General features: G+C 47.0%; 10 protein-coding genes and 1 tRNA gene. 4 read left to right on the forward strand and 7 right to left on the reverse strand.

Annotated features, from left to right (window positions below):
• Positions 1-14 precede the first annotated feature (14 nt).
• From lon to AB8599_RS10905, 5 genes are all read right to left on the reverse strand, one after another.
• Positions 15-2,378, reverse strand: coding sequence for an endopeptidase La (gene lon / locus AB8599_RS10885; protein WP_407330924.1), 2,364 nt, complete (start codon positions 2,376-2,378; stop codon positions 15-17).
• Between the two features lie 159 nt (positions 2,379-2,537).
• Positions 2,538-3,818, reverse strand: a complete 1,281-nt coding sequence (gene clpX / locus AB8599_RS10890) for an ATP-dependent protease ATP-binding subunit ClpX (protein ID WP_407330925.1) — start codon at positions 3,816-3,818, stop codon at positions 2,538-2,540.
• A 138-nt stretch (positions 3,819-3,956) separates the two neighbouring features.
• Positions 3,957-4,580, reverse strand: coding sequence for an ATP-dependent Clp endopeptidase proteolytic subunit ClpP (gene clpP / locus AB8599_RS10895; protein WP_407330926.1), 624 nt, complete (start codon positions 4,578-4,580; stop codon positions 3,957-3,959).
• Positions 4,581-4,687: 107 nt separating this feature from the next.
• Positions 4,688-5,989, reverse strand: a complete 1,302-nt coding sequence (tig, locus tag AB8599_RS10900; RefSeq protein ID WP_407330927.1) for a trigger factor — start codon at positions 5,987-5,989, stop codon at positions 4,688-4,690.
• Positions 5,990-6,330: 341 nt separating this feature from the next.
• Positions 6,331-6,407 (reverse strand) — tRNA-Arg (locus AB8599_RS10905).
• A gap of 413 nt (positions 6,408-6,820) precedes the next feature.
• On the opposite strand from AB8599_RS10905, the gene AB8599_RS10910 reads away from it, so the two are divergent.
• The 4 genes from AB8599_RS10910 to folD all read left to right on the forward strand — a co-directional run bounded on the left by AB8599_RS10910 (position 6,821) and on the right by folD (position 10,954).
• Positions 6,821-7,315: an MgtC/SapB family protein gene (locus AB8599_RS10910; RefSeq protein WP_407330928.1), complete on the forward strand. Its 495-nt coding sequence runs from the start codon at positions 6,821-6,823 to the stop codon at positions 7,313-7,315.
• A 177-nt stretch (positions 7,316-7,492) separates the two neighbouring features.
• The gene (locus AB8599_RS10915) at positions 7,493-8,680 is read left to right on the forward strand and encodes an MFS transporter (protein ID WP_407330929.1); all 1,188 of its coding nucleotides are present in this window, start codon (positions 7,493-7,495) and stop codon (positions 8,678-8,680) included.
• 658 nt (positions 8,681-9,338) lie between these two features.
• Complete coding sequence (locus tag AB8599_RS10920; RefSeq protein ID WP_407330930.1) at positions 9,339-10,007, forward strand: trypsin-like peptidase domain-containing protein; 669 nt, start codon at positions 9,339-9,341, stop codon at positions 10,005-10,007.
• A 92-nt stretch (positions 10,008-10,099) separates the two neighbouring features.
• Positions 10,100-10,954, forward strand: a complete 855-nt coding sequence (folD, locus tag AB8599_RS10925; protein WP_407330931.1) for a bifunctional methylenetetrahydrofolate dehydrogenase/methenyltetrahydrofolate cyclohydrolase FolD — start codon at positions 10,100-10,102, stop codon at positions 10,952-10,954.
• Positions 10,955-11,014: 60 nt separating this feature from the next.
• On the opposite strand, the gene AB8599_RS10930 is transcribed toward folD, so the two are convergent.
• On the reverse strand, positions 11,015-12,181 hold the full coding sequence (locus tag AB8599_RS10930; protein ID WP_407330932.1) for a nucleotide sugar dehydrogenase: 1,167 nt from the start codon (positions 12,179-12,181) through the stop codon (positions 11,015-11,017).
• Positions 12,182-12,305: 124 nt separating this feature from the next.
• A complete protein-coding gene (locus tag AB8599_RS10935) occupies positions 12,306-12,698 on the reverse strand; it encodes a hypothetical protein (protein WP_407330933.1) in 393 nt (130 codons plus the stop codon).
• Positions 12,699-12,758: the final 60 nt, after the last annotated feature.

A 12,758-nucleotide genomic window follows, 5' to 3' on the forward strand; every position in this document is an offset into this window, starting at 1 on the left:
GTTGCTTATTTTTGCTACGCGTCACTCTTTTTCGCGGTGACAAGCTCGATTCCAAGCGGGTTGTTCTGCAATGCAAGGGTCAGAACTTCGTCGATCCAACGCACGGCATGGATATCTAGATCCGCTTTCACGTTTTCTGGGATCTCTTCCAGATCACGTTCGTTTTCTTTTGGAATGATGACGGTTTTAATACCACCACGGTGTGCGGCAAGTAGTTTTTCTTTCAAACCACCAATTGGCAGCACTTCACCGCGCAAGGTGATTTCGCCAGTCATTGCCACATGTGAGCGCACAGGGTTACCTGTTAAGCTAGAAACCAATGCCGTACACATGGCGATACCCGCACTTGGGCCATCTTTCGGTGTTGCGCCTTCAGGAACGTGAACGTGAATATCACGTTTTTCGTAGAAGTCGCTATTGATGCCCAGCTTCTCAGCACGCGTACGCACCACGGTCATTGCAGCCTGAATCGACTCTTGCATCACATCGCCCAGCGAACCAGTTTGTGAGAGCTTACCTTTACCCGGCATAGATTCTGTCTCAATGGTCAGCAAATCGCCACCCACAGAGGTCCATGCTAGGCCGGTCACTTGACCCACGCGATTGCTCTCATCGGCTTTACCGAAATCGAAACGCTGCACACCCAAGTACTTCTTCAGGTTGTCTTGATTAATCGTGATGGATTTCAAGTCTTTGTTCAGCAGTATCTCTTTCACAGCCTTACGACACAGTTTTGAAATCTCACGCTCAAGGCTACGCACGCCCGCTTCACGGGTGTAATAACGAATGATGCCAATGATAGCGGAGTCTTCAATCTTGATTTCGCTTGGCTTAAGGCCGTTACGCTGCACTTGCTTATCCAACAGGTGCTGCTTAGCGATATTCAGTTTTTCATCTTCGGTGTAACCCGACAGACGAATCACTTCCATACGGTCAAGCAAAGGACCCGGTATATTCATGGAGTTCGACGTCGCCACAAACATCACATCTGACAGGTCGTAATCAACTTCTAGATAATGGTCGTTGAACGCATTGTTTTGCTCAGGGTCAAGCACTTCCAGCAACGCAGACGACGGATCGCCACGCATGTCCGAAGACATCTTGTCGATTTCATCTAACAAGAATAATGGGTTTTTCACGCCCACTTTAGCCATTTTCTGAATCAGCTTACCTGGCAATGAACCAATATAGGTACGACGGTGACCACGAATTTCCGCTTCGTCACGCACGCCGCCTAGCGCCATACGGGTGTATTTACGACCCGTAGCTTTAGCGATCGACTGACCCAGCGAGGTTTTACCCACACCTGGAGGACCAACCAAGCAAAGAATTGGGCCTTTCAGCTTGTTAATGCGGTTTTGTACTGCGAGATACTCAAGGATGCGTTCTTTCACGCGCTCTAGACCGAAGTGGTCAGCGTTAAGGATCTCTTCAGCTTTCGCCAAATCTTTCTTCACTTTTGAGCGCTTCGACCATGGCACACTGACCATCCAATCGATATAGCTGCGCACAACGGTCGCTTCAGCCGACATAGGAGACATCATCTTAAGCTTTTGCAGCTCTTGCTCTGTCTTCTCTTTGGCTTCCTGAGGCATTTTCGATTCTTCAATCTTCAGCTTCAGGCTTTCAAATTCGTCAGGTGCATCATCCAGCTCGCCCAGTTCTTTCTGGATAGCCTTCATTTGCTCATTGAGGTAATACTCGCGCTGGCTCTTTTCCATCTGCTTTTTCACGCGACTACGAATGCGCTTCTCAACTTGCAGCAGATCGATTTCTGATTCCATCATGGTCATCAGAAACTCAAGGCGTTCCGCGATATCCACAATTTCCAGCACTTGCTGCTTGTCATGCAGCTTCAATGGCATGTGTGCAGCAATGGTATCCGCCAAACGTGCGGCTTCTTCAATGCCATTTAGCGACGTGAGGACCTCCGGCGGGATCTTCTTGTTCAGCTTAATAAAGCCTTCAAACTGACTGATGGCAGTACGTACCAGTACTTCTTGCTCACGATCATCCATTTCTGGCGTCTCGGTGTACTGAGCATCAGCAATAAAGAAGTCATCCTCGCGGAATTTTTTGATTTCTGCACGCTGTAGGCCTTCCACCAGCACTTTCACCGTGCCATCAGGAAGTTTTAGCAACTGCAGAATTGACGCCACTGTACCGACTTCGTACAGGTCAACAATGGATGGGTCATCAGTTGCCGCATCTTTCTGCGCAACCAATAGAATTTGCTTATCATTGTCCATCGCTGCTTCAAGGCAACGGATAGATTTATCCCTTCCCACAAATAGTGGAATAACCATATGAGGATAAACAACCACGTCACGCAAAGGCAGGACCGGAATCTCAATGCGCTCGGAACGCTCCAAGTTCATATTTTTCTCTCTTCCGTTTTAGATACTAATGAGTATATGGGGATAGTTTGTCAGGATTCAACGGCATACCAAGCAGAATGTAAAAAAGGGAGCGAGCGCTCCCTTTTTTTTCTTAGTTTGTTGGTTAAATACACAATTTAACCGCACGCATTATGGGGCTTACTCTGCACCCGCTGCTTGGTTCTCTGCTGCTTCATAAATAAGCAAAGGCTCAGATTCGCCCTTAATCACCGATTCGTCGATCACCACTTTGGAGACATCTTTGCTCGAAGGCAAATCGTACATGGTGTCTAGCAACACAGCTTCAACGATTGAACGAAGACCACGTGCACCCGTTTTACGATCCATCGCTTTCTTAGCAATCGCCGTTAACGCGTCGTCACGGAATTCAAGTTCAACGCCGTCAAGCTCTAACAACGCCGCATACTGTTTCGTCAGTGCGTTTTTAGGCTCGCGCAGGATCTGTACTAGCGCATCTTCATCCAACTCAGTCAGTGTCGCCGTCACAGGCAGACGACCGATGAACTCAGGGATCAGGCCATATTTCACCAAATCTTCCGGCTCGACTTTGCTGAACAAATCACTCAAAGTTGCTTGCTGGTCTTTAGAACGAACTTCCGCACCAAAACCGATACCGCTACCTTTTGCGACGCGCTGATCAACCACTTTGTCGAGACCTGCAAATGCACCGCCACAAATGAACAAGATCTTAGAGGTATCGACCTGCAAGAACTCTTGTTGTGGATGCTTACGACCACCTTGTGGCGGAACAGAAGCAATGGTGCCTTCAACCAGTTTCAACAGCGCCTGTTGGACACCTTCACCCGACACGTCACGTGTGATTGAAGGGTTATCAGACTTGCGAGAGATCTTATCGATTTCATCGATATAGACGATTCCGCGCTCTGCTTTGGCGACGTCATAGTCACATTTCTGCAGCAATTTCTGAATGATGTTCTCGACATCTTCACCCACGTAACCGGCTTCGGTCAGTGTGGTTGCATCTGCCATGGTGAACGGAACATCCAGAAAACGTGCCAACGTTTCAGCAAGCAAGGTCTTACCGCTACCGGTTGGACCAATCAGCAAGATGTTACTCTTGCCAAGCTCAACACCTTCCGCTGTCGTGTCACCGTTTCTCAGACGCTTGTAGTGGTTATAAACCGCTACAGAGAGCACTTTCTTCGCTCTGTCTTGACCGATGACGTAGTCATCAAGGTGCGCACGAATTTCCTGTGGTGTCGGAAGCTCATTGCTGTCGCGCTTAGGCATGACCTCTTTTATTTCTTCACGAATGATGTCGTTACATAGGTCAACACACTCATCGCAGATATAAACAGAAGGTCCAGCAATTAACTTGCGTACTTCATGCTGGCTTTTGCCGCAGAAAGAGCAGTACAGCAGTTTGCCGCTGCCACCGTCTTTTCGCTTGTCTGTCATTCGCTAACCTCTTTAGGCTTTCGCCCATGTTTGCCATGATCTGAGTCTATATCAACTCGGCGGAAATTTCCGACCAGCGAAAGACTCAATTCCAAAATAGAAAGGGAATTAACGCCTAACTATCTCAGAACTAAAAAATTAATCGCGTTTATTTAATATCGCATCAACCAAGCCATAGTCTACCGCATCTTGCGAAGCCATGAAGTTGTCACGATCAGTATCGCGTTCTATCACTTCCAGCGGCTGACCTGTGTGCTCAGCAAGCAAGCTATTTAGCTTGTTCTTGATGGTCAGAATTTCTTGCGCATGGATTTGGATGTCCGACGCTTGGCCTTGGAAGCCGCCCAGCGGTTGGTGGATCATCACACGTGAGTTTGGCAGGCAATAACGCTTACCTTTTGCGCCACCAGCGAGCAAAAATGCGCCCATTGAACATGCTTGGCCCATACATACCGTGCTCACGTTAGGTTTAATGTACTGCATCGTGTCATAAATAGACATACCTGCGGTAACAGAACCACCTGGAGAGTTAATGTAAAGGAAGATATCTTTTTCTGGGTTTTCTGATTCGAGAAACAGCAACTGCGCAACAACCAGATTCGCCATGTGATCTTCAACCTGGCCGGTCAAAAAGATCACGCGCTCTTTCAGCAGGCGCGAATAGATGTCGTACGAACGTTCACCGCGGGAGGTTTGTTCCACCACCATTGGCACTAACGCATCCATGATAGAAGGCATTCCGTTTTTTTCTTGAAAGCTCATAGTGTTATTTCCCTAAAATAAATGGCCCGGATGAATATGCTTCATTCGGACCATTGTTATCAGAAGAGTGAATTCTAAGTCAATTGTCCACTCAACAATCTTAGCACTTAAGCTTGAGCTGGGTTCATCAGCTCAGAGAAAGCTTGCTCTTTTTCAGAAACTTGTGCTTTCGCTAACAGTGCGTCGATTGCTTGTTCTTCTAGAGCAACATTACGCATGTTCTCCATTAGACGCTGATCTTTCGCGTAGTAAGAAACCACTTCTGATGGATCTTCGTAAGCAGACGCCATTTCTTCGATCAGTGCTTTAACACGATCTTCGTCTGCTTTCAGTTCTTCAGTTTTGATCACTTCGCCAAGTAGCAGGCCAACAACAACGCGACGTTTCGCTTGCTCTTCGAACAGCTCACGTGGAAGCTCAGGTGCGTTTTCCATGTTGCCACCGAAACGCTGAACCGCTTGTTGACGCAGTACATTCACTTCTTGGTCGATCAAAGCAGCAGGTACGTCGATGTCGTTTTTCTCAACAAGACCGTCGATCACTTGCTCTTTAATGCGGTTTTTCACAGCTTGCTTCAGTTCGCGTTCCATGTTTTTACGCACTTCAGCTTTCAAGCCTTCAACGCCACCGTCTTCAACACCAAAGCGTGCAACAAACTCTTCAGTCAGTTCTGGCAGCTCTTGCGCTTCAACTTTGTGTAGTTTGATTTCGAACTTCGCTGCTTTACCTTTCAGGTTTTCAGCATGGTAATCTTCAGGGAAGTTCACTTCGATAGTGAATTCTTCGCCCGCTTTCTTACCCACGATGCCGTCTTCGAAGCCAGGGATCATACGGTTTTGACCCATAACCAGTGCGAAGCCTTCAGCTTTACCACCTTCGAACTCTTCGCCATCGATAGAACCGATGAAGTCGATAGTCACGCGGCTGTCAGCTTGTGCTGCTGTGTCAACGTCTGCCCAAGAAGCTTGTTGCTTGCGCAGGGTTTCGATCATCTCAGCAACGTCTTCGTCTTTCACTTCAGCCAGTGGCTTAACCACTTCAACTTTGTCCAGATCTTTCAGTTCGATTTCTGGGTAAACTTCAAAAGAAGCTTTAAATACCAGGTCTTTACCTTCTTCAGTATCAACTGGAGTGAAAGTTGGTGCGCCCGCTGGGTTAATTTTTTCTTTGATGATAGCTTCGATGAAATGACGCTGCATCACTTCACCCATCACGTCGTTACGTACCGCTTTGCCGTACATACGTGAAACCATTTTCAAAGGCACTTTACCTTTGCGGAAACCATCGAAACGACGATTTTTAGCAATGTTGCGTAGTTCTTTAGTCACTGCATCTTCGATGTTTGCTGCTGGAACAGTGATATTCAGGTGGCGCTGCAGGCCTTCTGTGGTTTCAACGGTAACTTGCATTGTATATTTAACCTCAAAACTAACTCAGATTTGCTGAGTGATGTTGCCCGGCTCCAGCCGGTAGCATCCTTTCGTGCTACAGCGATTCGTTCGCCATAGCGCCTGTGAATTTGCGTACAAAGTAATGAAACACTTGTATCAAATAACCTCAAAATATGAGGTGTGATTTTTAAGACGCGCCATTATAGCGACACTGCCCTGCCGAGTCGAGACAGGCTGGGTCCATCGTCGTGTTTCTGTGAGATTGGGGCGCGAAAATGGAATTCAAGGGGGAAAGTGCAAAAAATCCAAGGGCAAAGGGCAAAGGGCAAAGGGTAAGAAACTCGAAGGAAGAAAGAAATTGGTACGCCCTACAGGATTCGAACCTGTGACCCACGGCTTAGAAGGCCGTTGCTCTATCCAACTGAGCTAAGGGCGCACTTGATTCACACGAGTGTGCAAATGCAAGGCCGGATTATAAGGGTCATAGGCACTGCGTCAACGCTTTTCCTCACGCTTTGATATCAAATGCCTAAGAAACAAGCATAGTCACCAATATTCTTCCCCTCTTTCGTTCAAATCTCGCCTTTTGAGCCTTGGCATGTTCCGGAGGCAACGTCACCCGCTTGCCCGTTCTTTGCTCATTCTCTATGCTCGGCTTATCCACTACCTCGCCCCCACTCAAGGATAAATATTTTCCATTATCACAACAAAATCATTTCATTGCCGATCCCCTTGTGATTTTCCATGCTTAAACAGATAGTTCGCGATGAATTCTGACAAAGAAAAAAGAACTCCAAGCCCCAACAAACCTAATCAAAACCAACAACACATATAGAGGATAGAAAATCAGTGACCGAGTTTTGGGATATCGCCCCGTTTAGCTGGCAAGGCGTTTTAACATGTGCAGCCTGTGGCTGGCTTTTAGGCTTAGAACGTCAATTGCGTGGCAAACCGGTGGGTATTCGCACCGCCATTTTAATTGTACTCGGTACCTATGTGTTTATGCGCCTAGCGACCTCATTGTCAGATAACTCGCTTGACCATGCGCGCGTGCTAGGTCAGATCGTCACAGGTGTTGGCTTTCTTGGTGCAGGCGTGATGATGTCTCGTGATGGTCAAATCCAAGGCGTCACCTCCGCAGCCGTGGTTTGGTTGATGGCGGGTTTGGGCATGATCATCGCATTTGACTATGGCCGACAAGCCCTTTTGCTGTGTGGATTCGTTCTCTTTGTCTTAGTGGGATTAGATAAAGTAGAGTCCACCTTTTCAGCGCTGCGTCGAGGTGTGCATAGAAAGTGGGAAAGTTCGCGTAAGAAACCTGAAATCCCTGACCAGCACGGCTGAATATATGCAGAGTTTTGAATATTCATTTCGATAAAAAAAATCGATTCTTACAAACAGTTTATCTCACTTTACGTTTAAGGCTGGCGAAATAATAATCACGCCAAAGAACATCAAAAACCTGCTTAATTTGAGCAGGTTTTTTTATTTTAAGCCACTAACTAACCTAGAGAGCATGCGATGCAACAGACACAAAACATTCAAGCGGATGTTAACAGCCCACTAGTGCCTGTCATTAGTCTGAGTCTATTTGCCGTTGCGTCCGGTTTTTTGATGAGTCTGATCCCCCTTGCACTTAGCGCAAGAGGCATGTCGGTTGATCTTGCCTCTTGGCTCGCCAGTGTGTTTTATGCTGGCCTGTTGGGTGGCGCGCTAATCAGTGCACGCGTTGTGGGTCAACTAGGCCACCGCAACGCATTGGTTGCTTTCTTAATTGTTATTGTCACCACCGTCGGCATGATGGCCACCGTTGCCTCTCCAGCAGTTTGGCTCGCCTCACGCTTTCTCGCCGGCGTTGCCGTTGCGGGTGTTTTCGTGGTGATCGAGTCATGGCTACTCATGGCAGACACTGAAAAAGCACGCGCCAAGCGTTTGGGCCTTTATATGGCTTCGCTTTATGGCGGCTCTGCGCTGGGACAACTCGGTATCGGTTTCTTTGGTACAGAAGGTGCGATGCCATTGATGGTGGTTGCAGGCCTATTTTCTGCCGCCATGTTGCCACCACTGGTTTACAGAAAAGGCCAACCAAAGAAGGTCGAGCATGTAAGCATCAAGCTAAGCGAAATGCGAGATCTTCCGTCAGCCGCATACATTGGCTGCATTGTGTCAGGTTTAGTGTTGGGCTCCATTTACGGATTATTGCCGTTAGATCTGGAGCGTCAGTACAGTCACAACCAAGTGGGTATGTTGATGGCTATCGTTATCTTGGGTGGCATGGCCGTGCAGCCTTTGGTGAGCTGGTTAAACTCACGTGTTGAAAAAGCGTTGTTGATGGCACTGTTCTGCTTTGCAGGCCTACTGGCCATCGCGATGATTGAAATCGCCACCGTGGATGCAGGTTTAATGGCAGGATTGTTCCTACTCGGTGCCGCTGCTTTTGCTCTGTACCCCGTTGCCATTACCCTTGCGTGCCGTAACGTGAGTGAATCAAAAATTGTGGCAGCAGCAGAATTAATGCTGCTTAGCTACAGCGTTGGCTCAGTGGCAGGCCCAGTGTTGGCTGGCAGAGCGATGAACGCAGAAAGCGGCTTGATGTTCTATTTCGTGATTTGCTTCGCCGCCACGCTCATCTATATGTTGATAACGACCAAACGCAACCGCAGCCGAGGTGCAAATGGCGTGGATGATGTGATGTCGGTAGATTTGTAGTTGGACTTAAGGCCCTAGGGTTCTAAGGTTCTAGGGCCCTTCATATTTAGTGCCAACTGATGCTTGGCAAAGCAAACAAATAAAGCAGGTCTGTATTTATAGACCTGCTTTTTTTATGCTGTTTTTTCATTCTGCCTACCCTCTCAGACACATAGCCATAACCCAGATTTTACCGACCTGATGTCGATATAAATTTGGCACTTACTTATTTTTTTGTTGTTCTATTTTCCTCACTTTATGCCTAACGCACTCTTTTTCCTCATATCCATTTAATTCGCAAAGATAAACAAGAAACCGCACTTCATGCCTTATATAAATCAAAGTACAGCTTTCAATACAAGCCAAACCCCTTAGTGACTGACAAAAAGGACACCAAAAGCATACAAAACTAGACTTCGCCATAAAATCGACAAAAAACGACCTCTTTCAACAATACCCAAAATTATAATAATTTTTATACCCTTATATTCAATGACTTAATTATTAAATGAGTAAATAATCAATAGATTTTTGTACATTGCCAGCTTACTTCCTATGCTCAAATTGTCCGCCTCATTTTTGAGACGCACATCACAGCATTGGAGGTTTTCAAATGGCTCAGGTTATACGCAAAGCTTTAGTCTCTCTGGTCATCCTTTTTTGTCTTCAAGGATGCTTTTTGATTAACGGTCCGTTGGAATACGCACAAGAGACCAATGTACCAGCAGTTAACTACCTCCCCATCGGCATTCCATTTGTGCTTGGTGGTCATGGCAGCAGCGTTCCCATTACCCCAGAACTCAGCCTTACAGCCAAACATATCGCCAAACTCGATTACAGTACGGTCGTTGCTTATCACCCTGATTGTGACATCGCATTAATCAAAGAAGACAACACCGGCAAAAACACCGCCCCGCTGGGCACCGTCAAACAAAATGAATCCATTACCACCGTCGGCATGGGTCTTACGGGCAAGGTGCTTATTGGGCAAGGTAAATACTTTATCGACGTGAACTTTGTTGACAGCAGCCTGTTTGCTAGGTGCCCTGCCAGTATTACCGACGCGCCGGTTCAATCGGGCATGAGTGGAGGCGGCGCATTTAACCACAAAGGCGAATTGGTTGGGATAATCTCTGGCATTTCAGGCTCGGGGTTCAAATTGCTTGACGGTACCGATCTCGGTAATGAAAGAACCAGCGTGTTTGTGTCCACGCTTCACGTCAAACCTTGGCTGACAGAAGCGATCCAAAACTACTACGGCGAAGCCAAGGACATGCTCACCGCAAACTTAACCTCGCCCGCATCTGAGTCACTTATTGACGCTTCTGGGACAGGAAAAATAAAGTGAGCACAGCGCAAACGTTTGCGCTATAGCCATGTCACATTTTTTTTGTCAAAATACGGCCTCTTTCCAGTCCGTATCTTTGCCAAAGGAAAATCATGGCCGCTCAAATTATTGATGGAAAAATCATTTCTCAAACTGTTCGACAAGAAGTTGCTGCCCGTGTCGAAGCAAGAAAAGCGGCTGGCCTAAGAGCGCCGGGGCTAGCGGTTGTTCTGGTCGGTGATGATGCCGCATCACAGGTTTATGTCGGCAGTAAACGCCGTGTTTGTGAAGAAGTGGGTTTTGTCTCTAAATCCTACGATCTCCCATCAAGTACGAGTGAAGCTGATTTGCTCGCATTAATCGACTCCCTGAACGCCGACGATGAAATCGACGGCATTTTGGTTCAGTTGCCACTTCCTGCGCAAATGGACGCAACCAACGTACTCGAACGTATTCATCCAGAAAAAGACGTGGATGGCTTCCACCCTTACAACGTCGGTCGCCTGTGTCAGCGTATTCCTAAGCTTCGCTCATGCACACCGAAAGGCATAATTACACTGCTTGAGCGCTACAACATCCCGCTTCGTGGGATGCACGCTGTCGTAGTTGGCGCATCAAACATTGTGGGTCGTCCGATGACCATGGAGCTTCTGCTCGCAGGGTGCACGACCACCACATGTCACCGCTTCACCAAAGATCTCGAAGGGCACATTCGCCAAGCCGATCTCGTGGTCGTTGCTGTTGGCAAACCGAATTTTATTCCTGGTGATTGGATTAAACCCGGCGCTGTCGTGATTGATGTGGGCATTAACCGAATGGAAGATGGCAAACTGGTGGGTGATGTGGAATACGATGTCGCCAAAACGAAAGCCAGCCACATCACTCCCGTACCGGGTGGTGTAGGCCCAATGACAGTGGCAACATTGATTGAAAATACCCTATTGGCCTGCGAGCAGTTTCATTCGTAAGCATGAAATAATTTCGCCAAGATCATACAGAAGCGAGCAATCATGCTCGCTTTTTTTGGTTTAATCGGCGCCAAACAAATCTCGCGTATATACCTTGCCTTCAACATCGAGCAATGCATCATCCATACGGTTCGACACAATCACATCGGTGCACTGTTTAAAGGCATCAAGATCGGTGAGCACTTCTGAGTTGAACAATGTTCTCCCCGTGTACACAGGCTCATAAATCACAATCTCAATGCCCTTCGCTTTGATACGTTTCATCACGCCCAAAATGGAAGACGCACGAAAGTTATCCGAGCCTGTTTTCATGATCAAACGATAAATACCGACCACTTTCGGCTTTCTTTTTAATATGGATTCCGCGATGAAGTCTTTACGTGTGCGATTTGCCTCAACAATCGCCCCAATGATGTTGTTTGGTACCGAATTGTAATTGGCCAACAACTGCTTGGTATCTTTCGGTAAACAATAGCCACCGTAGCCAAACGACGGATTGTTGTAATGGCTGCCGATGCGAGGGTCTAAACACACCCCTTCAATAATTTCGCGAGAATCTAACCCCAAAGCTTCAGCGTAAGAATCGAGTTCATTGAAGTAAGCAACACGCATGGCAAGGTAGGTATTTGAAAACAGCTTAACGGCTTCGGCTTCGCTGGAATGGGTAAACAGAACGGGGATATTTTCGTCTTCTGCACCTTCTAACAACAGGTTTGCAAACAACTCCGCAAACTCTGTTTGCCCACCAATGATGATCCGAGAAGGATGCAGGTTGTCATAAAGCGCTCGCCCCTCGCGTAAAAACTCCGGTGAAAAAAGCAAATTTTCTGTCTGATAGTTGATTTTGGCAGTTTCCGTAAACCCAACGGGAACAGTCGATTTCACCACAATAAGGGCATGAGGATTGATAGACACCACTTCTTGAATCACTGCCTCAACGGAGGATGTATTAAAAAAGTTAGTGTCCGGATCGTAGTCTGTCGGTGTCGCCACAATCACAATATCAGCCCACGCGTAGGCTTCGCGGCTATCTAATGTGGCATAAAAACGTAACTCTTTCTGCGTTAAAAAATGCTCGATGTCTTTATCAATGACGGGTGACACGCCATTGTTTAGCATGTCGACTTTCTCTTTCACAATATCAACGGCAACCACATGGTTATGCTGCGCGAGGAGCATGGCATTAGAAAGGCCAACATAACCCGTTCCTGCTACCGCTATCTTCATTCACCGCTCCATGACTTAAAGAGAAAAGTGCTGAAAAGACAAAATGAACGCACCGAGAGTGCGTTCATTTGCATATCCATCACACCATTAATCTTAAATATAGAACATGACGTTTTTCTGATATTTATTTTGAGGTTTGATGATGTTGTCGTAGAGAGGAAAGAAGGAAACGAAGCGGAAAAACTGAAAGGACCGCGAAGACATTCACAATCGCATCACTCATGCTGCCATCTCGCCCTTGAATCCAGTAGGTTTGAGCTAACTCAGAGCCAATACCAAGTGCAAAGAGCAAATACCACACGAAACGTCTTTTTCCTGAATCAAGGCTATAAACAAGCCAACTGCTTAGATGGAAAAGCGCGAAATGAAATAGCCAATCACCATGACCGAAAAAAAAATGGCTGCTTTCGATGTTAATGGCAGAAAGCCCAATGCCCGTGAAGAGAGAGCCCACACCAATGAACACAATACACAGCGCGGAGATATATAGAGCGAGAGATAACGTCGTTTGTTTCAACGAGTAAGATTCCTTAGAAACGGGACTAGGTTCTAGGGCCTAGGGAGGAGCAGGTCCTAG

It is taken from the genome of Enterovibrio litoreus (assembly GCF_045679545.1).
Classification (GTDB): domain Bacteria; phylum Pseudomonadota; class Gammaproteobacteria; order Enterobacterales; family Vibrionaceae; genus Enterovibrio.